24 protein-coding genes and 1 pseudogene are annotated in these 23,984 nt (G+C 57.1%); 8 read left to right on the top strand and 17 right to left on the bottom strand.

The features are described 5' to 3' along the window. The first annotated feature begins 228 nt into the window (after positions 1-228). Positions 229-1,146 carry a hypothetical protein gene (locus EDF70_RS29505; protein WP_132281809.1) on the top strand — a complete coding sequence of 306 codons (918 nt, stop codon included), beginning with the start codon at positions 229-231 and terminating at the stop codon, positions 1,144-1,146. Continuing rightward, a pseudogene (locus EDF70_RS29500) lies at positions 1,146-2,121 on the top strand (integrase); the annotation flags it as partial. The gene EDF70_RS29505 and the pseudogene EDF70_RS29500, both read left to right, overlap by 1 nt. A gap of 2,629 nt (positions 2,122-4,750) precedes the next feature. Here the strand turns inward: EDF70_RS29500 and EDF70_RS29495 are convergent. Further along, positions 4,751-5,668, bottom strand: a complete 918-nt coding sequence (locus EDF70_RS29495; protein ID WP_132281819.1) for a recombinase family protein — start codon at positions 5,666-5,668, stop codon at positions 4,751-4,753. Positions 5,669-5,947: 279 nt separating this feature from the next. On the opposite strand from EDF70_RS29495, the gene EDF70_RS29490 reads away from it, so the two are divergent. Further along, positions 5,948-6,193 (top strand): hypothetical protein, encoded by a 246-nt coding sequence (locus EDF70_RS29490; protein ID WP_132281807.1) that lies wholly within the window; start codon positions 5,948-5,950, stop codon positions 6,191-6,193. A 21-nt stretch (positions 6,194-6,214) separates the two neighbouring features. Here the strand turns inward: EDF70_RS29490 and EDF70_RS29485 are convergent, their stop codons facing one another. The 5 genes from EDF70_RS29485 to EDF70_RS29465 form a co-directional block, all read right to left on the bottom strand. Then, positions 6,215-6,469: a hypothetical protein gene (locus EDF70_RS29485; protein ID WP_245519440.1), complete on the bottom strand. Its 255-nt coding sequence runs from the start codon at positions 6,467-6,469 to the stop codon at positions 6,215-6,217. A gap of 159 nt (positions 6,470-6,628) precedes the next feature. Continuing rightward, entirely contained in the window at positions 6,629-7,771 is a 1,143-nt protein-coding gene (locus EDF70_RS29480) for a site-specific integrase (RefSeq protein WP_132281805.1), read from the bottom strand. Next, positions 7,768-8,046 carry a type II toxin-antitoxin system VapC family toxin gene (locus EDF70_RS29475; RefSeq protein WP_245519439.1) on the bottom strand — a complete coding sequence of 93 codons (279 nt, stop codon included), beginning with the start codon at positions 8,044-8,046 and terminating at the stop codon, positions 7,768-7,770. The genes EDF70_RS29480 and EDF70_RS29475 overlap by 4 nt, the downstream gene beginning before the upstream one ends. 123 nt (positions 8,047-8,169) lie before the next feature. Next, positions 8,170-8,427: a type II toxin-antitoxin system VapB family antitoxin gene (locus EDF70_RS29470; RefSeq protein ID WP_132281803.1), complete on the bottom strand. Its 258-nt coding sequence runs from the start codon at positions 8,425-8,427 to the stop codon at positions 8,170-8,172. Between the two features lie 586 nt (positions 8,428-9,013). Then, the gene (locus EDF70_RS29465) at positions 9,014-9,517 is read right to left on the bottom strand and encodes a PAS domain-containing protein (RefSeq protein ID WP_245519438.1); all 504 of its coding nucleotides are present in this window, start codon (positions 9,515-9,517) and stop codon (positions 9,014-9,016) included. A 395-nt stretch (positions 9,518-9,912) separates the two neighbouring features. Here EDF70_RS29465 and EDF70_RS29460 point away from each other — a divergent pair, with 395 nt between their 5' ends. Beyond that, positions 9,913-11,889, top strand: coding sequence for a methyl-accepting chemotaxis protein (locus EDF70_RS29460; protein WP_132281801.1), 1,977 nt, complete (start codon positions 9,913-9,915; stop codon positions 11,887-11,889). Positions 11,890-12,058: 169 nt separating this feature from the next. On the opposite strand, the gene EDF70_RS29455 is transcribed toward EDF70_RS29460, so the two are convergent. The 6 genes from EDF70_RS29455 to EDF70_RS29425 form a co-directional block, all read right to left on the bottom strand. Then, complete coding sequence (locus EDF70_RS29455) at positions 12,059-12,295, bottom strand: hypothetical protein (RefSeq protein WP_132281799.1); 237 nt, start codon at positions 12,293-12,295, stop codon at positions 12,059-12,061. 86 nt (positions 12,296-12,381) lie between these two features. Continuing rightward, positions 12,382-12,612 carry a hypothetical protein gene (locus EDF70_RS29450; RefSeq protein ID WP_132281797.1) on the bottom strand — a complete coding sequence of 77 codons (231 nt, stop codon included), beginning with the start codon at positions 12,610-12,612 and terminating at the stop codon, positions 12,382-12,384. 115 nt (positions 12,613-12,727) lie between these two features. After that, entirely contained in the window at positions 12,728-13,150 is a 423-nt protein-coding gene (locus tag EDF70_RS29445; protein ID WP_132281795.1) for a hypothetical protein, read from the bottom strand. 267 nt (positions 13,151-13,417) lie between these two features. Further along, complete coding sequence (locus tag EDF70_RS29435; RefSeq protein ID WP_132281793.1) at positions 13,418-14,500, bottom strand: tyrosine-type recombinase/integrase; 1,083 nt, start codon at positions 14,498-14,500, stop codon at positions 13,418-13,420. Position 14,501: 1 nt separating this feature from the next. Next, a complete protein-coding gene (locus EDF70_RS29430) occupies positions 14,502-14,903 on the bottom strand; it encodes a type II toxin-antitoxin system VapC family toxin (protein WP_132281791.1) in 402 nt (133 codons plus the stop codon). Further along, positions 14,903-15,157: a type II toxin-antitoxin system Phd/YefM family antitoxin gene (locus EDF70_RS29425; RefSeq protein ID WP_111564548.1), complete on the bottom strand. Its 255-nt coding sequence runs from the start codon at positions 15,155-15,157 to the stop codon at positions 14,903-14,905. Before EDF70_RS29425 ends, EDF70_RS29430 begins: the two co-directional genes overlap by 1 nt. A 235-nt stretch (positions 15,158-15,392) precedes the next feature. Between EDF70_RS29425 and EDF70_RS29420 the strand changes: the two genes are divergently transcribed. The 3 genes from EDF70_RS29420 to EDF70_RS29410 all read left to right on the top strand — a co-directional run bounded on the left by EDF70_RS29420 (position 15,393) and on the right by EDF70_RS29410 (position 18,089). Continuing rightward, positions 15,393-16,346, top strand: a complete 954-nt coding sequence (locus tag EDF70_RS29420) for a DUF1403 family protein (protein WP_132281789.1) — start codon at positions 15,393-15,395, stop codon at positions 16,344-16,346. A 2-nt stretch (positions 16,347-16,348) separates the two neighbouring features. Then, positions 16,349-17,056: an SMC-Scp complex subunit ScpB gene (locus EDF70_RS29415; RefSeq protein WP_132281813.1), complete on the top strand. Its 708-nt coding sequence runs from the start codon at positions 16,349-16,351 to the stop codon at positions 17,054-17,056. Between the two features lie 328 nt (positions 17,057-17,384). Beyond that, positions 17,385-18,089 (top strand): hypothetical protein, encoded by a 705-nt coding sequence (locus EDF70_RS29410; protein WP_132281787.1) that lies wholly within the window; start codon positions 17,385-17,387, stop codon positions 18,087-18,089. Positions 18,090-18,117: 28 nt separating this feature from the next. Here the strand turns inward: EDF70_RS29410 and EDF70_RS29405 are convergent, their stop codons facing one another. Continuing rightward, positions 18,118-18,642: a hypothetical protein gene (locus EDF70_RS29405; RefSeq protein WP_132281785.1), complete on the bottom strand. Its 525-nt coding sequence runs from the start codon at positions 18,640-18,642 to the stop codon at positions 18,118-18,120. Positions 18,643-19,356: 714 nt separating this feature from the next. Between EDF70_RS29405 and EDF70_RS29400 the strand changes: the two genes are divergently transcribed. Next, positions 19,357-19,548 carry a CsbD family protein gene (locus tag EDF70_RS29400; protein ID WP_132281783.1) on the top strand — a complete coding sequence of 64 codons (192 nt, stop codon included), beginning with the start codon at positions 19,357-19,359 and terminating at the stop codon, positions 19,546-19,548. 52 nt (positions 19,549-19,600) lie between these two features. Here the strand turns inward: EDF70_RS29400 and EDF70_RS30555 are convergent, their stop codons facing one another. The 4 genes from EDF70_RS30555 to EDF70_RS29380 all read right to left on the bottom strand — a co-directional run bounded on the left by EDF70_RS30555 (position 19,601) and on the right by EDF70_RS29380 (position 23,746). After that, entirely contained in the window at positions 19,601-20,233 is a 633-nt protein-coding gene (locus tag EDF70_RS30555; RefSeq protein ID WP_245519437.1) for a hypothetical protein, read from the bottom strand. Positions 20,234-20,492: 259 nt separating this feature from the next. Beyond that, complete coding sequence (locus EDF70_RS29390) at positions 20,493-21,242, bottom strand: hypothetical protein (protein ID WP_245519436.1); 750 nt, start codon at positions 21,240-21,242, stop codon at positions 20,493-20,495. Between the two features lie 429 nt (positions 21,243-21,671). Beyond that, positions 21,672-22,829: a tyrosine-type recombinase/integrase gene (locus tag EDF70_RS29385; protein WP_132281781.1), complete on the bottom strand. Its 1,158-nt coding sequence runs from the start codon at positions 22,827-22,829 to the stop codon at positions 21,672-21,674. Next, positions 22,829-23,746, bottom strand: coding sequence for a hypothetical protein (locus EDF70_RS29380; RefSeq protein WP_245519435.1), 918 nt, complete (start codon positions 23,744-23,746; stop codon positions 22,829-22,831). Before EDF70_RS29380 ends, EDF70_RS29385 begins: the two co-directional genes overlap by 1 nt. Positions 23,747-23,984 lie beyond the last annotated feature (238 nt).

The raw sequence follows: 23,984 nt of genomic DNA, 5'->3' as shown, positions 1-23,984 counted from the left end.
TGCACGTCTTAATCGCGGCGAAAACTAGAGCCATGATCTGCGAGGTCAACCCTGAATGGGCAAGGTTTCGCAGATAGGGGGATTTTACGGGACCCACCAGTTGCAGAAAGCGGTCCTGCCCTGTTGCAAAAACCGATGAGACCGGCATCTTTGGCGTTGTGCTTGATCGATCCAGGATCGGTTTTGAGCGTGCGTAGGATTTGGCAAGGCAGGCAGGCGGACGAACACTTGGCCAGGAAAAAAGACGACAGGCAAACGATCGCACCACCTGCAAACGATGCCGACACCTATGCGCTGACCCGTGAGGAACCAAACGAACGACGTGGCGGTGGCTGGACGGTAGCACTGCGTCGCCGCAGCAAGAAAATCGTCAGGCTGTTCAAGGATAGCATCTACGGATCATCCGATGCCGCCTATGCCCAGGCTCGCGCCTATCGAGACGCCATCATCACCGCCCTGCCCCCGCCGACCAATCTCGAACAGGCGGTGAAGATCCGCAAGAACAACAAGAGCGGCATCTCCGGTGTGCGCCGGGTCGAGGCTGAAGAGGGCGATGTCTGGCAGGCGACGCTGATGACCAATGAAGGCCAGAAGCGAGAGAGTTTTTCCATTGGCCGGCTGGGCGAGGAAGCCGCCAAGTCAATGGCGATCGCGCAGCGCATGCGCTGGTTGAAGGCGCTGCCGGTCAAACATCTGGCCTACGCCCATCATGCCGAAGAGATCACACGCCAGAACTTTGACCACCAGCTCGATGTGATTGCCGATGCGGTGCCGCAGGTGCAAATCAGCGAGGAGGAGGTCATTGCTCGCATTACCGCAGTCAACGAGCAGTTTGATGCCTACCGCCCTCCCCGGCTTAAAGTGCGGGTCAAAAGTTATGGGCCTGCTCGGCTGGCTTTCGCTGTCTCGGATGGCGGTTCTCCGGCCAAACGAAAACTGGCACACGTCAACACCGCGAAGATGATGCATGGCGGAGCGCTGGCCGCTGCCGGCAGAGTTCGCGAGGTGATCGAAGAGATCTACAATGCAGACGTCGCTCGCTGGTTTGCCAAGGAGCATGGCAATGCACTGCTGGCGCCGGAGATCTTTGATCCTGCGATCGGTTTCAATGTCACGGTCTGGGTGCCGGTGGAGCTGATCCGCTGATGTCGCAGAAACGCAAACCGGCTGCATCCCTCTCCTCCGTCGATCGTCGCGCAGCCGAGCTCGATGCGATCGCTTCCGTTCTCCCGATCGATCGCCGTGACGAGCTTGCCGAGCTGCTGACGGATCATGATGTCGAAACACTCCGGCATCTGGTCAATGAAGGCATGGGTGACAATACGCTGCGTGCCCTCACCTCCGATCTTGCCTATCTGCAGGCATGGTCATTGGCGGCAACAGGCGCGTCCCTGCCCTGGCCAGCGCTGGAAGCGTTGCTCTTAAAATTTGTCGCCCATCACTTGTGGGATCCAAACAAGCGCAACACCGATCCCGATCACGGCATGCCGGTTTCTGTCGAGCAAAACCTCCGTGACCAATGCTTTCTGAAATCCACCGGTCCTCACGCACCTGACACCCTACGCCGACGGCTTGCCTCGTGGTCGACGTTGACCAGATGGCGCGGTCTTGCCGGTGCCTTCGCCTCCCCTGCCCTCAAGTCGGCAATCCGCCTTGCCGTGCGTGCCACGCCGCGACCACGTAAACGCAAGAGTGCCAAGGCTGTCACAGGTGATATTCTGGCCAGGCTGCTTGCGACCTGTGGCACCGATAGTTTGAGGGACATCCGCGACCGGGCGATCCTGATGGTGGCTTTTGCCTCAGGTGGCCGCCGCCGCAGCGCGATCGCCGGGCTGCGAAAAGAACAGCTCACCAATGAGCCACCGATCACCGCCGAGGATGGCAACACCCTGCCCTCTCTTGCTGTCCATTTCGACCGCACCAGGACATCCGGTGCCGACCACGATGAGGTTTTCTATCTTATCGGCCGGCCGGTCGATGGACTCAACGCCTGGCTCGAAGCAGCCCGTATCGAAACGGGCAGCGTCCCGCGCTATCGACCGCTGGGGCAATGTGTCCAAACGCACGATCGATCCGCAATCCGTCAACGACATCGTCAAGGAGCGCGCAAAGCTGGCCGGCGGTCGAAATATCTCATCGGGACCGCTGACCGCGGCATACCTTCATATCATTCCATGAAAGGTCCACATCTTGTTCGTGCGCGGTCAAAATCCGAAGCGACTCGATGTGGTCAGCTGACCACCGTTCTAAGCTACGGGTTTTAAAATGTTTTTTTAAAGAGATTGCGCTCTGGTGGCGGTGCGCTCTTTGCCTGCTGCAACGTTAGATCTCGTTAGTCGCGCGCAATATCGCGTTTCATTGGTGGTCAGCTGACCACACCAACAAGGCCTTGAAAACACGCTTTTTTTCCTTTCAAAGGTGAAAAGTGCGGTCTTTGATCGGCCCGAAATAGCACCGGATGTGGGGCCAGCGTTCGAAATTCACGGTTGGCGGTATTTGTCATCATTCCTAACGATATGCCTGAAGCTAGGAGGTACGCGCGAATGACGCGGACATTGCGAAAACTACAGCCTACTAGATGGGGCAAGGCCTAGCTCTCATGATATACGGGTGGGTCAAATCGACTTTCGTCTCCAATCACGAAAATTGGCTTGTTACGCGAAGATCTCCGGATTGGCTTAAGTCGGGTCTCTCCTTCCTGACCGTTGAGCCATCTGGCAGCGTCGTCACGCAAAGGTACGATCGCTTCCAAAGAAGTGATCAGGAGCATTGTCGATATCGCTGGGGCACCCTTCTGGCCTCGGGGCGCTACGTTGGTGCCCGTATAGGGGCGTAGGATATGTAGCGATTGCCCGATTATGATTCTGGAGACAGGAATGGTTGGCCATGGTTCACCGCCGGCGCAGTCGGTCTTGACCGGTTTTTTAAGATGCCTCTCGTGCTTCACCCAGTGCTATGTTGCTGGCTCGCCACGGGAATAGATCTTCACGTATGATTGCCTGGAGCGGTATTTGTGGGGGGTTTGCAGGCGCTAATAAGGACTTTGGCGCGATGGCAACACGAACCTTTGCCGATCTGGACACATCTCCTGCCCCCAGAGCACGGCGGCACTGCCGGGCTTCCGGACCCCAATCATGCTGGATTCTGGTGATTAACGTCGCAAGCGCGGATGAAATCCTGTGACGATCCGTCTCTTTAACAATTACTATGTTGGTGCTTAGATGCGTCAATCCACTTCGTCAGGCGCCGGTTAGGTGTTTCGCCAACCGGGAGGAGTCCGGTGTACCCGAACATCTGATCGTCTGAAGGTTGGGACAATAGAAGCACTTCTTCGATATCTTTACGCCCTCGGTTGTCGAAGGGGTCAAGGAATAGTTCCCCTGCGAACAAGGTAAATCAGTTTGATTAGCCCGAAACCGCTCAGATGAAGGCCGGTCAAGACAGTTACCTCATAGGTGGACAGAAAAAGAGATCGGGATCATGCCTTATTGTCAGGGGTGTGTGGCAGCAAATTGGGACAGAGGATGCGTCGCTTTCGGACATTGAAGACGGGATCTGCCATCATTGAGCTCTTAGGTCTCAATTTCGGTGATGCGAGGAGCACGGAGTATTCTGTCCAACATCTCAATATCGGCGCAATCAAACTGGCTCTCGATCATCACGTGGCGGATCAAGCCCTATTGACAGGATAAATTTATGCCGACCTATTTGAAGCTTGGGCTTGCCGGGTTCATTACAAAGCTGGTCGTCATCGCGATCGGGGTATGCCGTCCTGACCTGTGATCGTAAGGCCGTGCGATCTGGCAGGTCTTTGGGCGTATTGCTTGGCCAACTTGCTAAGTATGCCGGTAGGAAACCGGGTTTCGATACTACGTAAAGCTCTCATTTGCCATCATCAACGCCCTGCCCGATCGAAAGGGCATCTAACCTGACGGCCATCGCACCACTGGTTGGCCCGGATGCGAAGCAAGCGTGCTAACTTGCTTTCAGAAGGATGTTCGATTCATGTGACGTGATCGCGGAGACCCATGGATCAATGATTGATGACGATGCCGAGGAGGGGAGGGCCGCTATCTCGGGCTATTGTGGGAATGTATCGAAGCCGTGGATGTGTGCCCGGTACAAATCTGGCTTTGAGCTGAAGTGTGCTCGATACTTTCGCTGCGGCCCGTTTTCAGATGACACCTACTGGGGTGGCCAGACGGTTCTGCTATGATTGTGATGTGCTTGTCTCGGCGGACCATTTTAAGCGGCGCGATCGGGCAGAGTTGCAGTAGGTCCTATCGTTTGATTGACGAGAGCAACGGTAGGGATGGGTTGTATTTTGACGCATCGACGCGCCAAGCCGATTCTTCTGGTCACCAATCCCATAAGGCACACCATACATTGTCTCAATGGCTTTATGGTTCGCGACCGTCGATCACTCGGGCACGCCGCAGCTGATCAGCTTTCCATCTGTATGGCGCGTTGTGATCAATACGCCAGTCGGAGACCTCCTTGTTGAAGACGTTTCCGATACGGCCCGAACCTTTCCCTCTGTTCGCGAACTGTCTTGGCAGCTCGAGCGCGGGCCGGCCTTAGAGTACCATGGATTATTTTAGCAAAGGGCAGGGTCGGTCGTAAAACTCTGGATGTAAAACATATTCCTTCAACCCGCCCGACACATTATTTAGAGCGAAGGCTGGAAATCTTGGTCGTCGAAAATCGGGCGTCAGAAACCGAGCAGTCGGCATGTTGGTGCCCCGTCCCCTCAGTGACGAACGAGACCGAGCCGATGTGCCTGATCCAGTAGGTGGCGAACAGAAGAAGGCTGCCATTTGCGACCACCGTGCGCTGGCCGCTCGCCCATCTGATCCAGTTGACCCGCAATGTCACGAAGCGAAAGTCCAGGATCAGCAATGGCAATCGCTGCGACGAGTTTCATCAGATGATCTTCTGGGGCTCGACGGGGTGAGCGAGTTAACAGCTCGGGTTCGGCAAGCTTTTCGCGGACCATCCGGCGCACCGCTCGGCGCAGTCTTTCCACCGTCCAATCATGGCCTTGGCGGTTTAGGACACTCACGACATTGTCCCAGCTATGCGCGGGGCGAAGCTGCCGGACGGTTGGAAGCCAAGTTTGGGCCGACGAGATCAACTCATTGAGATAGAGTTTTTCTCGCGCCTTCGACACCGCCATGATCGCTTCTGGCCGCCTTTCCCGAAGTCCAGGATTGCCCGGCATTCTGCCACGAGCCTTCGCTTGCTCGATCCCAGCTTTGGTTCGTTCGGCGTTTAGCGCTCGTTCGAGCTGTGCAACCGCCTCGAGGACTTGAAGAGAAAACATCCCCTCAGATGTGGACGTGTCGATCGGATCGCAGATCGATCTGAAATAGACGCCGCGTTCTAAAAGGCCCTTGATCAGGTGCAACAGATGGCTCACCGATTGGGCGAGGCGGTCCAGCCTGACGACGACAAGCACGTCACCGGTGGCGAGCTCGCCGAGCAGCCTTGTTAGAACCGGCCGCGTCCGTGACGCGCCAGATTCATGCTCTTGAAAGATCCGCTCGCAACCGGCGGCGCGCAACTCGTCCATCTGGGCATCATCGACATGATCGGCGGTCGAGAGTCGGGCATAGCCGATAAGACGTTTTGGGGCCGACGATGGATTGGCCGCTTGTTGTTTTTCCATGTCTCTCACACGCGATTTGATATAGGCTTGTACAATAAAGAAATGCGTGAGAAAAATCACGGTTGCAAGCGGGTTTTATGGGGTAAATGCAGCCCCGCCAGAGACAACCTGCAGCCCTTGATGGATCTTGACCTGCCGTGTGTGTGCAACGCCCGCTGGCGGCGCCCTATGGGGGAAATTTCGTAAAAAAGGGATGTCTGAGAGCAGGAAGGCAGAAATAATCATTTGAGCGAAGAGGCCGGTTAAACCTGCGCTGATCGCCAGATAACGAGAGTGACGATGACACTTGGAGAATTGGTTGATCGCTATCGCCTGGAGCTGCAGGACGAGACGGTCGGCGTCCGGAAAAGCTGGGAGGAAATGTTTCGATACACCTTCAAGCAATATCCTGAAGACACCGAACTGAACACGTTCGACCTCGGCATGTTCGCGGACGGACTGTTGTCGTCGGATATGAACCCGCAGATTGTCGAGGGATACGTGAAGCGTTGGCGTGATCTCCTGGCATGGGCGAAGGGCATTTAGCCAAGAATTCACAACGCAGACTTATGCGTCGACGGCTCCAAATTCGGCCTCCGTTGGCCAATCAGTCTCCCGCATGATTTCCATAGCAGCTTTGATGGCGACCAGTGCAGTGTTCAGATCATTGTGGCGACTTGAAGAGTCGGCGTACACGCCGAAACCATTAACAACCCGGCCGTTGAAACCCGACTGCAGGGAATCCAGTGCTTCACCCACAAGAGACTGGATTTTTTCTGTTGTATTTGCGGCGCTCGAAATCTTCTCATGGCTCTCGTTCATGGAACTTTCCTCCAACCGTAATGACGTGTCCCCATTCCGCAAGCATAACCTTAGCGTGAGTTTGATGGAGAACAACGGGAAAGCACATTGGGCAATGGGACAAGCGGCCTGGAGTGCCGTTTATACCCATCATGAAACGTTCCTGGTGAAGGCAGGCCCCTAAAGCAACCTTGCCGCCCGCCCACTACGGCGCGTGGCGCTGTTATAATAGCTGGATGCCTGCTGGACAGAGCGGTGACGGGATTGCTCCATGGCCTCGGGGAGGGGAATGCCGCGATTTGCAGCTTCTGTCAGGTATCCCGACCGCAGCCCGTGCGCCGAAAACTCTTGCGGGTCCAACCCCGCCATCGCTGCCCGATGTTTGACGATATCGTTGACCGATTTCGGATCCAGTGTCCGCTTCGAGACATTGCCCCAGCGATCGACCTTGCGAAAAACTGACCCGGTCTCGATGCGCGCGGCCGCGATCCAGGCATTCAGCGCCTCGACAGGCCGGCCGGTGAGATAAACCACCTCGTCGTGATCGGCACCAGACGTCTTGGTGCGCCCAAGATGGATCGAGAGCGAGGGCAGGGGAGGGCTATCCTCGACGGCGATTGGCGATTCGACCGTCAGTTGTTCCCTCCGCAATCCTGCGATCTCGCTGCGCCGGCGTCCGCCGGAGACAAAGGCGACCATCAGGATCGCCCGGTCACGCAGGTCGCGCAGGCTGTTGCTTGAACAGGTGGCCAGCATCTTTGCCAGAACGTCGCCTGTTACCGCCTTGGCACTCTTGCGTTTGCGGGGCCGCGGCGTAGTGCGGACAGCGAGGCGAATAGCGGATTTGAGGGCAGGGGAGCTGAAGGCGGCAGAAAGGCCTCGCCATTTCGTCAGGGTGGACCAAGTGGCCAGACGCCGGCGCACGGTATCGGGCGCATGCGGGCCGGTGGATTTCAGGAAGCCCTGGTGTCGAAGATTTTCCGCAACCTCATGGGGCATCCCATGCAGAGGATCCTCTTGCCGCTTCTGCGGATCCCAAAGATGATGCGCGACAAATTTGAGTAGCAGTGCTTCAGGCGCCGGCCAAGGCAGCGATTTTCCGGTGGCCGCCAAAGACCATGCCTGCAAATAAGCCAGATCGGAGGTGAGGGCTCGAAGGGTGTTTTCGCCCATGCCCTCGTTGACCAGATGGCGGAGCGTCGCGACATCCTGATCCGTCAACAGCTCGGCGAGTTCGTCGCGACGTTCTAGCGGCAGCACAGCCGCAATGGTGTCCAACTCAAGGATACGGCGATCGAGCGGGGTCAGGGCTGTCTGTCTCATGCCATTGAAGACGCAGGATGCAGTTTTAGATCCGTCTGCCCGAACCCGTGCCCTTTGAACAGTAACGGTGCTCTGGCGATGCAGGCAACGGCGTAGGAGAAACAGTCGCCCATATTGAGCGCAGCGGGATGACGACCGCGGCTGAACCGCTCAAAGGCGTCTTCGGCCGCGCGATAGTGTTTTTCATCGAAAGCAATGGTCGTAACGTTCGGCGTTTCAGCGAACTGCTTGATGATCTTGGCGGCACTGACGAAGCCCTTGCCTGACAAGACCATTCTTGCCTCCAATAGGGTAGGCCATCCGATGATGACCGGCTCGCGTCCCAAAAGGGGCCCTGAATATGTCGGTTTCCAGCTCGCGCATTGAGATTGCGATGATGACAGAGGTGTCGACGGCAATCATATCGGGAGACCGTTCTCGTCGTAGAATTCATCGTGGTTGGACGTCGTGCCGGGAGCGATATTGCGCAAATCCTCGGCTGCGAGATCCCATACGACATCCATCGGATAGCGGGTGTTGTCAGCACGTAGCTCCCGGTCATAACGCTCCAAGGCGAGCTCAACGAGCCTGTTGATAGGCTGGCCAGTACGGCGGGAAAGAGCATGGGCCAGATCGCGAGCCTTGCTGCTGCGAATGGAAAGCTGCGGTTCAGACATCGTTTTTCCTCGTCAGATTTGTGCCGAGTATTGCTATTCGAGGGTTTGATGGCAAGGGAAGCACGTAAGATGGCTTACTTCCGATAACAAGAACTCATTTGTTGACGGATACGACAGATGTTGTTGGTGCGTTCTCAATTGTCGGACAAATTCAGCACTTTCGTGTCGCGAGGCCAGGTTGGAGCGTAGGGGACGTCTCTGCAGGCCGCTCTGATGGTGTTCCTCTTGGCAGCGAACCGGATGCCCCTGCAGCGGCAAACGATCGCGATCACGGAAGCACTCATGGGCGATCGGCGACCCTAAATGGCCGGCAATAACCGTGGACAGTCCGCACTGATTTAATGGCGTACCCAAAGCCAAATAGGGAACTCTTTGCCTGCAACCCCGTTCGCAGGGCGTTTGCCTACAAATCACCGCATAGCCGTTTGACACTGATCTATAAAGGAGGCCGCATGGACGAAGAGAAAAGACTGGAAACGCTTCTCGCTCAGATCCGGGTGGCTTCCGCAGAAAGAATAATCAGTAAGCCCCAAGCCCTGGTTCGGCTCGAGCTAGTGCAACGTATCATCGATCAGCTGAAGCGCCTTCAGCGCTCTGAGGAACAAAGCGATCGTAGAGCTGACGATAGGTAGCGCTCTGTGAGTTCGCGCCCGTCCGAACGGGCTAGTTCCAAGGCATTTGATATTTGCGCCGCAAGCGTCGTCGCTCGAATCTCAATTTCTAGCACATGCTCCACGAGCACAATGCCGGAATAGATTGACGGTATGCCGTCTTGATCTTTTGCGCATGACCCCATGCTAAGGAGCGCTTTCACCCGTCCACTGGGGCAGTTGATCCGGTAGGATGACACGAATGGCTCACCCCCGAGTATGACCTCATGGATGCGCTCGGCGAGGCGAGGGCGATCCTCCTCGACAATACGCGCCAAGATAAATTCGACAGGCACCCCTCGGGCAAGATCCTGTACGTTGACCTCATAGATTTCTGCGAAAGCCTTGTCGGCCGTCAGCATATTGAGCGGCAGCGACCAGGAGTAGAAACCTGCTCCCGCCATGAGATTGTCGATCAAGTGATGCTGCGGTTTTTCCACTGGACCGCTCCTTTCGCATGAAGGCAATCTAGGGCTGTCGACGTGACCTTCCAGTGGTGAGCGGTGCAATCCAAAACCGCGCGAGAGAATGCCCACTAGGCGAACTATCTGATTATTAGTCCATTTTGTCGGATGCCACGCGAGAGACGATGATGCAGCTGTTACTAAGTGTCCCAAGGATATGTTCAAGGCTGGGCTCTGGTAACTGCCGGCCGAAGCGGCCCACGCCAACGGCACCAGGAAAACGACGAGAGAGCGTGCGACAGCGCCGCGCCCAAAACTGATCGCTGCTCACGTTTTTTTGATGCTTCGTTAATCATCTGCGGCTAATCAAGCGACATCGAAGCCATGATGGCTCCATTCCCCCAAAAAACCTAATTCCCCTCGGAGCACCCATGAATATTCGTGGCAAGATCTATTCGATCGTCGCGGTGATGGCGCTTACTGCGCTCGCTATCGGCAGCATCAGTTTCTACACCCTCAGCGTATACGACAGCCGTGTTGACCGCCTTGAGAATGCCGCGCGGCGCGCTCAAAACGGCGAAGCTCTCAACAGGCTTGTAACTGCGGTCGTGATGGATCTTCGCGGAACCTACGCAGCCTCTTCTGTCGAGGAGACCAAGCCTTTTGCCGATGGCGCGTTGGCATCTCTCAAGAAGATGAATGCATTGCTTGATGCGTGGGAACCACTGGTCCCTGCTGATCAGAAGACTGATTTTGCTGAGTTGCGCCAAGGCGCATCAGCATTCACCCAGTTCCGGACCGAGACCGCGCGTGTTGCTGCAACAGATGGTCCCGCAGCATCCAATGCGCATGGGAACACGGATGCAAACCGCGCTAACCGCAAGAGCTACCAGAAAGACATCGACGACGTCGTCAGCCAGGACGAGGCAAAGCTGGTCCAGATCAGTGCCGATCTGAAAGCCTTTCAGGCGAATGTCCTGATGATTATGGCAGCCGTCACACTGATTGGCCTAGCTGGCGGTTGCGCAATCGCGTTCTACATAGCGACCCACCAGATCAGCAATCCCATTCGCACCGTGACCTCCGTCATGAAATTACTCGCCAGTGGGGACTTTGATACCGAGGTACCTTTCCAAGGCCGTACCGACGAAATCGGTGAAATGGCGGGTGCAGTAGAGGTGTTCAAGCAGAACGGCCTGGAAGTCCAGCGGATGAATGCTCAAGAGACGGCGATGCGCACAAAAAGCGATCGCCTTCAGCAGGGCATGGCGGTCGTCGTCACCTCCGCGGCAGCCGGCGATTTTTCAAAGCGCGTGGCAACTAACTACGGCGACGAGGGTCTCGACCAGTTCGCAGCAAACATCAACACGCTGGTCTCATCGGTTGAAAACGGCATCGACGAAACAAACCGCGTTGTCCGTCTTCTCGCTGATGGTGACCTCACGCAGAAGATGAAGGGCGATTTCAAGGGTGTATTTCTTCAGCTTCAGGAAAACGTCAACAACACGATCGTGAGCCTCCAGCGAACGGTTGGCGAAATCAGGAATGCAAGCGACACCTTGAATGGCAACAGCGAGGAGCTTCGCTCCTCGTCGGACAGCCTTTCTAAGCGCACCGAACAGCAGGCAGCAGCACTTGAAGAATCGTCCGCTGCTCTTGATCAGATCACGACCGTGGTGCGGACCTCCACTGATCGGGCACACGAAGCAACCCGAATTGTATCCGAGGCCAAAGAGCGCGCGGTAAAATCATCTGATGTCGTCGGTCGAGCAGTTACGGCCATGGCCGAAATTCAGACGGCTTCTAATGAGATCGCACAAATCACTAACGTGATTGACGAAATCGCTTTCCAGACCAACCTGCTCGCATTGAATGCAGGTGTCGAGGCTGCCCGCGCAGGCGAAGCGGGCAAGGGATTTGCTGTCGTCGCTCAGGAAGTGCGTGAACTGGCTCAGCGCTCTGCTGTAGCGGCCAAGGATATCAAAATACTGATCGCTCGGTCAGCAACCAGCGTGCAATCGGGCGTGACGCTTGTCGAGGACACCGGCGGCGCTTTGACGGAAATCAGCGGGTACGTCGCTCAAATTAATGATCGCATACACTCTATTGCGACGGCTTCTCAAGAGCAGGCCACCGCACTTGCAGAGGTTAATACGGCCGTGAACCAGATGGATCAGGTCACCCAGCAGAACGCGGCAATGGTAGAAGAAACATCCGCTGCCACGCACAAGCTTTCCGTAGAGGCGGCCTCCCTTGCGGAGCTCGTCGGTCGTTTCAAAATGTCTCACATCGCAAATACGAATGTGAAATTGCACAGACCCAGCCATCAGACACCTTCATCCAAGCCGCGATATGCGATGGTGTCAGGTGCCAATGCGCTTGCGGTGGATAACTGGCAAGAGTTCTGAGGCTACGGTCGAGACAACGACGTCGCGGGATACCGCGACGTCCTTTTCATTCAAGTTCGCACTGCGACGTCAAAAGAAGGTTCCAGGCAAAAAGCTGAAACTGCGCCTGAGATAAAAGGGGAGAGTAAGTCGCAGTGGTGGTGGTCCATTGCGAGGTATCCCAGAAGGCTCAGTACTGCTGTCCGGCGTCGGTCGGTGAGTGCACCGAAACAGCCGGGTCTTCAACATAGGGGCCCGACCATCCCAGTCCGCGACACTGTTCTTCAGCATCCGCGCGCGCCGCATCAATATCATTGTAAGTGCCAGGAAGAATGTAGGATTGCTCGCGAAATAGGTAGGTCGCACTCCCGTCTTCGATATTCAGCTGCACGCTTGGTGCTTCCGTTTTCTGATTGAGTTCCTGCATCGTTGTCTCCTTGGTTGATGAGACCCGAAGCAGGCAGCAGTGATTTTGTTCCTGTGAAACCTGCATCGAATGCTAAGCGTTGGCAATCAGCCGCGCATGTTTTCGACGATGGCTAGGACTTCTTCCAATTCCCCATCGCCGCATTTTTGGCGTGCCAGGCTATGGGCGACTTCCGTAATAGCCAGAAGGGTTTCGGTTCTGCTCCAGCCGGCGTTGACGGCATCGGCCACAAGTTCGAACAACTGAGCCTCAACCGTCTCCCGGTGATCAACGGCTTGTTCAGATGCAAAAGAACGAGTTCGTTTGAGCTTTCCCATAGCTTGAGTTTAGGGTGCTGGCAGTGAATGAACAGAGGCCTGCGAGTTTTACCCGCAGACATACATCTAGCAACGATTTGCCTGCTCACCTCGGCGGCCAAGATTTGATGTCCGGTCAGGAAGCCGGAACGCGCTCAGGAAGAGGTTGGTCGTCATTCGCGACCTCCGCGATCTCGAACTGTGGCTTGTCTGCCAAATCGTGAAGCTCGGCCGCCAGTTTCATGAGTTCTTGGGCGATCGGACCGAGCGTTCCTGGTTCGTTATCTTGATCATGCATCATGAAAATCTGCAGGATTCGACCGGTGCGGTCAATGCTTCTCTGGACTTCGACGATTTCCGTGAGCCCATCTGGCGGACCATCGGCAATGGTTGAAGTCGCGGTCAGCGGGCACGGGCGAGAATGACACCGCTGTTCGCGATCATGCAGGCCGACCTCAGCGCAGAGAAGAAAAAGGGCCGCGTAACGCAGCCCTTTAAGGTGAGAGGCTTTGCCTCCAGAGAGGATTTGCAACGTGCAGCCGGGGGACAGTGGCTGCACAACAGCGCTTTCCTATCTGCCATCAGGTGACGTAAGTGCAAAGGCCGGTTTCCCGTATAACGGTACGCACGCTTTCGTACTGCACCGGAATATTACGCGAATGTCTGGCGGGCTAAAACATGCGGGCCGCGCGTCCGCTCCCCTGGGTCGCATTATAGTAGCTTGAAGTCTGCTGTCCTGATCGGTGTCTTGACTGCTCCATTGCTTCGGGAAGGGGAATACCACGATCCCCCATACTATTTCACTCCGGACCAGGGGAGGGGCCAGCTAAAGCCCTGAAGCCTTGGTCAAATTCACGCGGAAGCGGTCACGCCGGCGCTGATACCGGCGGGTCATCTCGGCTGATGCATGGCCTAGCTGCTTCTGCACATATCGCTCGTCGACCTCGGCAGACGAGGCGAGGCCGGCGCGAAGGGAGTGACCCGAGAATTTAAACTGACGCTCGATCTCGGCCAGATCGCCTCGAATACCCGCAGCCATGGCGGTGCGCTTGACCAGGCGGGCTATTTCCTTGTCGTTCAAGCGCTCCGATCCAACCGCTTTGCCCTGTCCCGTGACCCGACGGAAGAGGGGGCCGTGCGCAAGCTTGGCGAACTTGATCCACGTTTCGATCGCGGCGACCGGGCAGGTGGCATCGGCCGAGCCGCGGCCGACCTCGACCTCTCGCCATCCGGTTTTGCCGCGTAAGGTGAGGAGCATGCCCTTGTCGAGGATCTCGATCCAACCGCGTCCGTCTTCGGTCTGGTCGGCTTTTAGATCAAGGCCAACGATCTCTGACCGCCGAAGCCCACCAGTGTAGCCGATTAGCAGCATTGCACGGTCGCGCATGCCTCGCAGAGTGCCGCGATCGAGTGTTTCTAGCATGGCAATGATGTCGGTCGCCATGACCGCTTCCTTCTGGACCGGTGGGCGGGCATGGCTGTTACGAATGCCGGCCATTACGGTGGCGATATGCCGGTCCTTGCGATCGAGGACCAGGCCGCGCTGCGCATAATTCCAAGAGATCGACGAGAGGCGGCGCTCAATCGTCGAAACGGAATTTCCCTTTGCTCCGCGGTCAACGGATCCCGAGGCGCAGGCTGTGATATAGAGACCGACGGTCTGCGGAAGTGGGGGGAGGGGGGAAAGACTGGAGCGACGGCACCAGGCAGAAAAATGCTTCCAATCGGATGCGTAGGCTTTTCTAGTGTTGATCGAGCTGGCCGCGTCGACGTAGCTTCGAGCGCGATCGGTGAGATCCTGCAGGTGGCCCGACAGGCTGGACCCCGGTTGTGGGGCAGGGGAGGGAATTTCTCCTGTGGAAATGAAAGGCTCGTCCGCCACAGCTTGTCCACCGAGAATCTCGCTCATCTCACACTTCCCATGGATTGATCACCGCTGCGCCTGTGTCCTCAAAGTCCTTAACGTTGCGAGTGACGAGGATCAGGTCATGGACAATTGCAGTGGCTGCGATCAGCCCGTCGATGTCGCCGCGTGGACGGATTGCGGCGATGCGGCCCCATTCGACTGCGATCTCGTCGGTCACCGTGAGGATGCGGTCAGCATGATCGTGGCGCAGCTTGCGCAGCCATTCGGCAAGATGTCCTGCAGCCTTGGGATCGGATTTTTGTTTCAAGGCAATACCGCGCATGATCTCACCAAGCGTCAGCGCACTCAAGTGGACGCTGAGAGGATCGACCGAGCGCAGCCACGACACTGCCTGTGGAGTGCCCCGCCTTGCCTCCGAGACGATATTCGTATCCACTAGATACATCAGAAGGCCACGTCGCGGCTTGAGACTTTGGCCCGCGCGTCGACCGCGTCGGTAAAGGCGTCATCCCAGGGCGGACCGGCGAGCAGGTCATCGACCAAAGTCGGTCGCCCAGCGCGCAAAGCGTCATAGTCTTTTGCGGACAAGACAACGGCAGTACGCTCGCCACGCACGGTTATCTCTTGCGGGCCTTCAAAGCGGGCTTTTTGCACTACTTTCGAAAATTGGTTCTTAGCGTCCTGCAGCTGCCAATCCATAAATTTGCTCCGATCTAGCTAGGCTGTCTAGACATAAATAGCGCCGTTCTCGACTATCTGAAAGCGCCAAAGTGTACGTCTAGAAGAAAAATCGTGGCGTTCGTCGCCTATCCAGTGACAGTAGCAAAGACGTCCGATAATGCAAGATTATCGGACGTTATGTGCTGACGACAGGCCGTGCGGTTTAGGTCGACAATACTAGCGCAAACTGCTCACGTGAGTTACACTGCGACGTATGGATTCATTCGCGCCCTCCGCTCCCACCGCCGCCGCTTGGTCACCACGCGTGCCGGAATGGGCACTGCCGCGAAGGCACGACATCAATGAGACGGACGCCGCCTTCGCCGCTGGTATCGCCCTGAAATCCCTCGACGATCTGATCCGTGCCAACCCTCCATGGCTTGGCTGCTGGGGCGATCGGCTCGCCCTCAAATCGGCCGCCTTCGCTGCAAAAATGCTTGGCCGCAGCGAAGAGGAAGGTGCCATCCGGGACGCCGTCCTGCTGACCGTCGCCGGCGACGATCCCGGGCCGGCCGGAAAGCTGTTTGTGGCGACACGAATGCTGACGCTCCGATCGGGACCGATCACCACCCCATTCGTCAAAGAGATCGCTGATCTTTCTGGCATTCGGTGGGACGACGGACTTGCCTCAGTTCCCGATATCGTCGATTCTGCAATTCAGTCCGGGCGAGCAGCACCCTTCGCGGTGGCGGACCTTATTACGGCGATCTCTGCCGTTCGCCCGGATGCCGAGGTGCTGGCGCTTGGGCTGGCCGAGGTCGTTCTGGCGCATAAACTGAGTTGGCCGAAATCCGTGCCGCTGCTACTGCCTCAACGCTATGGACCGGCTTTTCGGACGATCGGAGGCAGAGGCCGGGTTCGGTCGGGCGAGCCGGCTTATCCAAAAGCAATCTGCCTGGCGCTGGTCGACGGCGTCGACGCCGCCTTGCGCTCCGCCGCCGAGATTGACCGCCGTGCCGCACGCCTGCTCTCCGTGGTACCAAAACTGCGTACCAAGGGTGCCGAGCCGGTCGTCCACAGATTGCTAACCGAAGACGCCGCGCCAGCCTCGGCGCCCGGCAGCAGTCTGTCGCGCTGGGCGGCCACACGGTTGTTCGAACGGCTCGAAGGCTTTGAGGCGGTACGGGAGCTCTCCGGTCGTTCCTCCTTCCGGATATTTGGATTATGACCATGGCCGGATCAGGTGCACCCAAATCATCGCGCCGAAAGGCGAACGGCGCGGATGATCCTCTTTATGATCGCGAACTCGATCAGTTCCCACCCGCGATGCGCTGGCGGGAATGGATGCTGCGGGTAGAGGCGGTGATCTTTGCGTCGGCCGAGCCAGTTGACCGCGAGACGCTGGCGCGGGTGGTTGGCAAGGAGTGCAGCATCGATCTGCTGATCGACGATCTTGTCGAAGAGTTGCGAGGCCGTCCATATGAACTGGTATCGGTCGCCGGTGGATGGCAGCATCGCACCCGACCCCGGTTTGCTGAGACAATTCGCATTTCGACCGCTCCGGCGAGATCGATTGGACCAACGCTGTCCGAGACCGAGACAATGGTGTTGACGGCTGTGGGATATTTCCAGCCGATCACCCGTGCCGAATTGTCCGAGGTTTTCGGCAAGGAGGTTAGTCGTGACACGATCGCTGGCCTTCGAGATGCGGGCTTTATCGTTTCAGGGCCGAGAAGTCCGACGCCCGGGGCGCCCTACACCTATGTGACAACACCCCGATTTTTGTCGGTCTTCGGATTTGAGACCCTTCGTGATCTCCCCAACGTCGAGGCACTTGAGGATGCCGGACTTCTGAGCAGGTTGGGTGCGTCAAAAGCTGCCAACAACGATATCTCTGACATCGCTCCTGGCAGACTAGACGACGATGATGCTGACTGACGCGCCACCTCTCTCATCGGGAGGTCGATTATATCGGCCTTTTCTCGGCAATCCGATATATTCGAACTTGGAATGGATCACGGCGCTGATGTACAGCCGCGCGGACTTCAGGATGACACGCCTTACCAGAACAATTGGCGCTGCGGCATCAACTGATCAGCTTTGCCGGCACCCAGACGAAAAACATGCCGCATAAGGCTAGATTGAAAACCCAGGACTCTGCTGAAAACCAAGGAAGATGGGTCTCAGGTCACAGAACTTGCCATCTTTAATGCGTCTTTGACCAGCATGTGATCGGGCGCTGGCGTAAGGCCGGGGAGGGCAAACATTGACTTGTGGCCCATATCAGGGAAGAACCGACGAAAGCCTGCGCTCATCGTACGTCCGCCACATATTGGCGCTCCTTTGGGTAACCAATAACCAGCAGCGCGCGGATGCGTATCTTGAGATGATGAAGACACCAAACAGAAATTTCGTTGTCGAATACAAGGGTAGCCGCAAGCGGGGTACGTCGCAGCCAAAGTCGATCTGGGGTGACATCGATCTCCGCTCTGCCGCGAAGTCGGTGGAAGCCGATGGTCTGTTGCCGAAGGACACGCCGCCACCACCGGCCGCAGAAGAAAGCCAAATCGGTCTCGGCCCTACCCTCGTTGAGTCAGCGCCAAAGGCCTCTGCCGTTGAAAAGCTTGTCGCCACCGAAGCGGCTGAGACATTCGTGGCGGTCGAGGAGACATTTGAAGATCAATCTTCACTGCCATCTCAAGTTCATGGTCTGGAGCAACCCGCGGCTGATAAGAACACCCTGCCCCCGAGAAAGGCCCGCGGCAAGGATCTTAAACCCAGACGCCGGCGCGCACAGGTCGCAGCGATGGCGGATGCACCGTCCAAACCCGAGAGCGGCATGGCCTGGGAAGACGAACTGGCACAGCTTGATGCCGAAAACCATAGCCTGAAGCGTGAGCTTTTGGAGAAGCTGCGCGCTGAGAACGAGGCCCTGGTTGCGATGCTGCAGCGGGTGAGCGCGACTGGTTAGCCCATCTTTGGAGCTCTGCTCTGTCAGATCAAGTCGTTCCGCGGCGGCGCCTCAGCGTGTCGAACTGGATGACCGTATGCTCATGAGCACCGACGGCATTCAAGACTTCGAAACCTGCTGGCGTGAGACGCGCCCATTGTTTGCCGTTCCATCCAGGGTACCATTCCGCCCATCCACGTAGGGTCATCCGGCGGCAAACGTCATACAGAGCGCCCGATAACGCGGTCATTGGCTGGCCGACGCTGTCCTCGATCGGGCCATCTTTCAGGAACTTGAGCAGATCGATCTGCGGACCGGTAATGCGTAGAATGACGAGATCTGTACGGTAGCCGTCTGCTTTCAACTCGCGGCCACGCGGCGTCAGAAATGCCAAAAGCTTGCGGCGGTTTGCTCGACTTTCGACAAAGCCGAGCTTCTGCAATTCATCTAGCGCCAGAAGCTCACGGTATTCGAGGCGAGAGATGGGGATGCCGTCATTCTCCGCAGCAAGCCGCTCCATCAAAGCGACCTGGGAGGGCGTGAGTTTGCGCCAAGGAAAAGGTTTTGGGGTCATCGATCGTGCGCTCATTTCTTGTTCGTCTGCAGAATTCGTCGGGAACCACGTGTGGTCAAGATCCCCTTGGAAGAGCTGGCCGCTGCGTCGGTGGAAGTGTGATCAATGAAAACCCGGATTTCCGTCAGAGAATTTCGCATAAGCGGCAATACTGGGAAATGAGAATTTCGGGCCCTGCGCCTTCGGTTAGCACAGCGAGAAATGCTTTGATGAAATAATCCCCGGAAAACGACGAGCCGCCTCCTGCCCTATCCGGCTTTAAATCTGAATCTCTGACGAAAGCAAGGCGGAGCGCTTCTGCACTGGACCTTCAAAACAGAGGGCTGCCGCGAGAGGCCCGGTGCCCACCGGCACCGTCACCACCGTCGGACGGCAAAAACAGGTGAGCTTCACGGCAGGATTGTCAGCACGAATGCGAGTGTCAGAATGCCGCCCGCAAACACGACAAGAGCGATAATGACATGCTCTGCGAACTCTGACTTTCTGGTCTCGCCTATCCAATCGTATGTCAGGACGGGCAACAGATTAAAGGGCGTAGATCTCTAAACGTCGGCCTTCGGAGATGTAGACAGCTGAATCCGGAACGATGTGTCTCTCCAAGTGTTCTCTCACCAAGCGGATCGTTAAACGGTCTGACAATGGACTTCCCCGGCAGATGACCGGATAGCAACTTGGAAGACCGTGCGTGCCCCGCTCGATACAGGAGATCCAATCATGGGTTCCACAGCTGATAAAGTTTCCGGCAAGGCGAATGAAATGAGCGGCAAGGCAAAGCAGGCCGTCGGCGACGCCACCGATAACAATAAGCTCCAGGCAAAGGGTGCCGCCCAGGAAGCAAAAGGTGATGCACAGCAAGCCAAGGGTGAAGCCAAGGACGCGGTGAAAAAGGTCGTAGACAAGACTTGATCGTTCCCGCCACATAATGAGAGATGGCCCGCAAATGCGGGCCATTTTTATGTCACTCTGGCGAAGGCTCAGCGGCATCGGGACCGCCAGCAGGCTCGCCGACCGGCTTCGCCGCCTCTCTTGAAGGACTATCGTCTATGCCGCCGGATTGCCTTTGACGCTGGACGTCGTTGGCTGAATTGTCGCGGGTCTCCTGCGTCGGGCTTTGCTTTGTGTGACGCGCTCCCTCGGTGTCCGCATCGCTGATAGACGGCAGATGCAGAAAGACCTCACGCTTCTCGCGTTCGGCTAAGGCCTCGACGTTCGCTTGCCAGAATGCTTCCGCATCCATCGGGTCCATTTCCCATTCGCGAATATTGACAATATTGTCGTCCACTTTCGCCAGCCGTCGGCCACCTAATTCCAGATATCGCATAGCCGTATCGTAAGATGGTGTCTGCAGATTATCGTCGGCGAGCGGCTGTGTGTCATGATTGTCCGTTTTGCCCAGTATTTGGAGGAGGGAGTCATGCTCGGGCTTGCCGACGCTGACTTCAAGAAACCGATCTATGGTGCTCCTCGTCTCATGTCCGCCAGACGATGCATTCGCTCTGTGATGAACCATCGCCTCACCGGTCGATGGTTCGGTCTCAAGCGACCAGCTGTCTCCATTGGCGCTGCGCGAGAACGTCTTGCCGTCAGTCATATTCCGGCTTCCTTATTGTTGAGAGTAGCCCCGACAGGATGCTGGGGACAAAGGCAACGCGGTGCTGCGTTTGACGTGCTTAGGTCCGACGGCAGCATGAACGCGTGGTTGGCCGCTCTTTCGACAGTCTACGATGTGAGATCTACTCGAGGCGCAGCGGCACACAAGCTAAACAGCCGGCGGACACCGATTGTTCCGGTCGTTCACTAGAGGAGCCGTGGTGCCCCCATTGCGACAATTTCAGTGGCGATCTCGTCGATTAGAGCTCAAGCTGGACAAGTGCTCTTTTGAGGGGAGCATCTGAAATCTGAATCGCGCCAGCAAAGGGAATGTCCATGTCCAGGACAAGATAGATCGACGCCGCCACGAGACCGGCAGAGACGACGAACATTCCTGATATCACTGGGTTGAATGGTGCGCGATATCCAAACGACGCGAAGATCAACGTCAACCAGGCGATCAGCATGACGATCAACGGTGTAGGAATGACCCCCTCGGATTGCTCCACTATGGACCAGCGTTGCTCGACGATCTGCCGATACTGGCGCTGCGCCTCGGTTATAAGGGAAAGGTGATACCCGTCGGTCGGTTGGATCATGGCGAGATGATCGCCAATAGTTGCAAGTCGCTGCTCAGCCAATCTGGAGCCCGGTGCTTGATTGGCACGCTCGGGCGCATCGATTGCCGCGACTAAATAGTCTTTCAGGCTTTGCCGTGCTTGGACAGCGCCCAATCCATAGGTCCGCAAGCTACGATCAAGAAGGATAATCTGGGTGGCGTAGGAATGAACATTGCGGTCAATCGTTTCGTAGGTCGCCTTCGATGAATTGATCATCAGTCCGAACACCAGCGACGTCATAATCGCGAAAATATTCGCGATCAGCCTGACGATAGTGTTTGTCTCGTCGTCTCTATGGTGAGCCGGAAGCCGCGGGCAAAGCCACATGACTCCGAACGCCGCACTGATCAAACTGAAAAACACCGCAACTGAACCGATGATTTCTTCCAATGACAGCTATCCTTGGTAGCGAAAGCACGTTCGCAACATTGCGCAGCGTGCTATGCAGTTTTCAGAACCCGCCGATGTCAGGGCGAGCCTCCCAGAATTGAACATTATAGTTGGGGTCAGAACAAGATTAGTGCGAAATCGTACGTTTAGGTGAGAAAACGATGATCGAGATCGATATTCCTACCCAAAACTGGACGCTCCTGATATATTTTCTACCTGGAACCTCACGTTCGGTGCAGGCAGAAAACTACGGAAAACAAGCGCAATCTCGGCTGGCGTACGATTTCGCACTAATCTTGTTCTGACCACTTATGGAAACAGACGAGGGCGCGGCAGCGGTGTTTGCCTATATCGAGGATACATTCGCGAACGCTGAACACGTATCCCGCGCCGGAAGCGCCATCATCGAGTTGACCGTGGCCCCCGCGATCAGCTCAGCCGCCTCGCGGCCTTCCGACTGCGCCGTGTCGCGCTGTTGTAATAGCTCGAAGCCTGCTGCACGGATCGATGCCTCGACTGCTCCATTGCTTCCGGCGGTATGCCGCGATTGGCAGCCTCAGTCAGATAGCCTGACCGCAAGCTGTGCGCCGAAAACTCCCCAGGCTCAAGCCCGGCAAGTTTTGCCCGCTGCTTGACGATGTCGTTGACAGACTGCGGATCGATCGTGCGTTTGGACACATTGCCCCAACGGTCGATCGCCCGGAATATGCTGCCCGTATCGATGCGGGCTGCTTCGAGCCAGGCGTTGAGTGCCTCGACCGGCCGGCCAGTGAGATAGACGACCTCATCGTGGTCGGCACCGGATGTCTTTGTGCGTCCGAGATGAATGGCGAGAGAGAGCAGGGTGGTGCCATCCTCGGTGGTGATGGGTGGCTCATTGGTGAGCTGTTCTTTTCGCAGCCCGGCAATCTCGCTGCGTCGTCGGCCGCCAGAAGCAAAGGCTACCATCAGGATAGCCCTGTCGCGAATGTCCCTCAAACTATCGGTGCCACAGGTCGCAAGCAGCCTGGCCAGAACATCACCTGTAATAGCCTTGGCACTCTTGCGTTTGCGTGGCCGCGGCGTGGCGCGCACGGCAAGGCGGATCGCCGACTTGAGGGCAGGGGAGGCAAATGCTCCAGTCAGACCGCGCCATCTGGTCAGCGTCGACCACGAGGCAAGCCGTCGGCGCACGGTGTCGGGTGCGTGAGGGCCGGCGGATTTCAGGAACCGTTGGTCACGGAGGTTTTGCTCGACAGAAACCGGCATGCCGTGATCGGGATCGGTGTTGCGTTTGTTGGGATCCCACAGGTGATGGGCGACAAATTTTAAGAGCAACGCCTCCGGCGCCGGCCAGGGCAGGGACGCGCCTGTTGCTGCCAATGACCATGCCTGCAGATAGGCAAGATCGGAGGTGAGAGCACGCAGCGTATTGTCACCCGTGCCTTCATTGACCAGATGCCGGAGTGTTTCGACATCCTGATCCGTCAGCAGCTCGGCAAGCTCGTCACGGCGATCGAGAGGAAGAACGGCCACGATCGTATCGAGCTCGGCCGCGCGACGATCGACGGAGGAAAGCGATGCAGCCGGTTTGCGTTTCTGCGCCATCAGCGGATCAGCTCCACCGGCACCCAGACAGTTACATTGAAGCCGATTGCAGGATCAAAGCTTTCCGGCGTCAGCAGTGCGTTGCCATGTTCCTTCGCGAACCAGCGGGCAACGTCGGCATTGTAGATCTCTTCGACGACCTCGCGAACCCTTCCGGCAGCGGCCAGCGCTCCGCCATGCATCATCTTTGCCGTATTGACGTGTGCCAGTTTCCTTTTTGCCGGAGAGCCGCCATCGGAGACCGCCACCGCCAGTCGTGCAGGACCATAACTTTTGACACGCACTTTGAGCCGGGGAGGGCGGTAGGCATCAAAGCGGGCATTGATCTCAGCGATGCGAGCAATGACCTCCTCCTCGCTGATTTGCACCTGCGGCGCCACGTCGGCAACCACATCGAGCTGATGGTCAAAATTCTGGCGCGTGATCTCTTCGGCGTGATGGGCATAGGCCAGGTGCTTGACCGGCAGCGCGTTCAGCCAGCGCATGCGCTGCGCGATTGCCATCGACTTGGCCGCTTCCTCGCCAAGCCGGCCGATGGAGAAACTCTCACGCTTCTGGCCCTCATTGGTCATCAGCGTCGCCTGCCAGACGTCACCCTCTTCGGCTTCGACCCGGCGCACGCCTGAGATGCCGCTCTTGTTGTTCTTGCGGATCTTGACTGCCTGCTCGAGATTGGTCGGCGGGGGGAGGGCGGTGATGATGGCATCGCGATAGGCACGCGCCTGAGCATAGGCGGCATCGGACGATCCGTAGATGCTGTCCTTGAACAGCCGGACGATCTTTTTGCCACGGCGACGCAATGCGACTGTCCAGCCGCCGCCTCGCCGTTCGTTTGGTTCCTCACGGTTCAACGCGTAGGTTTCGGCATCATCTGCGAATGGCGCGATCGTTTGCCTGTCGTCTCTTTTCCCGGCCAACTGTTCGCCCACCTGTCTGCCTTGCCTCCTCCCGCACCCCAAGCCGAAACGGATAGACCGAAGCGCGGCACCAAAGATGCCGGTCTCGCCGATTTTTGCAACAGACAATGCCCGCTTTTCCGCACCCACCTTTGCAACTGCTGGGTCCCGTAAATTCCCCCTATCTGCGAAACCTTGCCCATTCAGGGTTGACCTCGCAGATCATGGCTCTAGCTTTCGCCGCGATTAAGACGTGCAT

This window comes from Neorhizobium sp. JUb45 (genome assembly GCF_004343585.1).
In the GTDB taxonomy this organism is placed as follows: domain Bacteria; phylum Pseudomonadota; class Alphaproteobacteria; order Rhizobiales; family Rhizobiaceae; genus Neorhizobium.
The sequence above is the reverse complement of the archived record's forward strand: the minus strand, read 5'-3'. Positions and strand labels throughout refer to the sequence as shown.

What these genes read in the sequence shown, in the direction of transcription:
- EDF70_RS29450 (WP_132281797.1), bottom strand. Translation starts at nt 12,612, where the DNA reads ATGGGAAAGCTCAAACGAACTCGTTCTTTTGCATCTGAACAAGCCGTT.
- EDF70_RS29430 (WP_132281791.1), bottom strand. Translation starts at nt 14,903, where the DNA reads ATGTATCTAGTGGATACGAATATCGTCTCGGAGGCAAGGCGGGGCACT.
- EDF70_RS29400 (WP_132281783.1), top strand. Translation starts at nt 19,357, where the DNA reads ATGGGTTCCACAGCTGATAAAGTTTCCGGCAAGGCGAATGAAATGAGC.
- EDF70_RS29495 (WP_132281819.1), bottom strand. Translation starts at nt 5,668, where the DNA reads ATGGAAAAACAACAAGCGGCCAATCCATCGTCGGCCCCAAAACGTCTT.
- EDF70_RS29425 (WP_111564548.1), bottom strand. Translation starts at nt 15,157, where the DNA reads ATGGATTGGCAGCTGCAGGACGCTAAGAACCAATTTTCGAAAGTAGTG.
- EDF70_RS29470 (WP_132281803.1), bottom strand. Translation starts at nt 8,427, where the DNA reads ATGTCTGAACCGCAGCTTTCCATTCGCAGCAGCAAGGCTCGCGATCTG.
- EDF70_RS29455 (WP_132281799.1), bottom strand. Translation starts at nt 12,295, where the DNA reads ATGCAGGAACTCAATCAGAAAACGGAAGCACCAAGCGTGCAGCTGAAT.
- EDF70_RS29480 (WP_132281805.1), bottom strand. Translation starts at nt 7,771, where the DNA reads ATGAGACAGACAGCCCTGACCCCGCTCGATCGCCGTATCCTTGAGTTG.
- EDF70_RS29435 (WP_132281793.1), bottom strand. Translation starts at nt 14,500, where the DNA reads ATGAGCGAGATTCTCGGTGGACAAGCTGTGGCGGACGAGCCTTTCATT.
- EDF70_RS29475 (WP_245519439.1), bottom strand. Translation starts at nt 8,046, where the DNA reads ATGGTCTTGTCAGGCAAGGGCTTCGTCAGTGCCGCCAAGATCATCAAG.
- EDF70_RS29460 (WP_132281801.1), top strand. Translation starts at nt 9,913, where the DNA reads ATGAATATTCGTGGCAAGATCTATTCGATCGTCGCGGTGATGGCGCTT.
- EDF70_RS29420 (WP_132281789.1), top strand. Translation starts at nt 15,393, where the DNA reads ATGGATTCATTCGCGCCCTCCGCTCCCACCGCCGCCGCTTGGTCACCA.
- EDF70_RS29385 (WP_132281781.1), bottom strand. Translation starts at nt 22,829, where the DNA reads ATGGCGCAGAAACGCAAACCGGCTGCATCGCTTTCCTCCGTCGATCGT.
- EDF70_RS29415 (WP_132281813.1), top strand. Translation starts at nt 16,349, where the DNA reads ATGGCCGGATCAGGTGCACCCAAATCATCGCGCCGAAAGGCGAACGGC.
- EDF70_RS29485 (WP_245519440.1), bottom strand. Translation starts at nt 6,469, where the DNA reads ATGAACGAGAGCCATGAGAAGATTTCGAGCGCCGCAAATACAACAGAA.
- EDF70_RS29490 (WP_132281807.1), top strand. Translation starts at nt 5,948, where the DNA reads ATGACACTTGGAGAATTGGTTGATCGCTATCGCCTGGAGCTGCAGGAC.
- EDF70_RS29405 (WP_132281785.1), bottom strand. Translation starts at nt 18,642, where the DNA reads ATGACCCCAAAACCTTTTCCTTGGCGCAAACTCACGCCCTCCCAGGTC.
- EDF70_RS30555 (WP_245519437.1), bottom strand. Translation starts at nt 20,233, where the DNA reads ATGACTGACGGCAAGACGTTCTCGCGCAGCGCCAATGGAGACAGCTGG.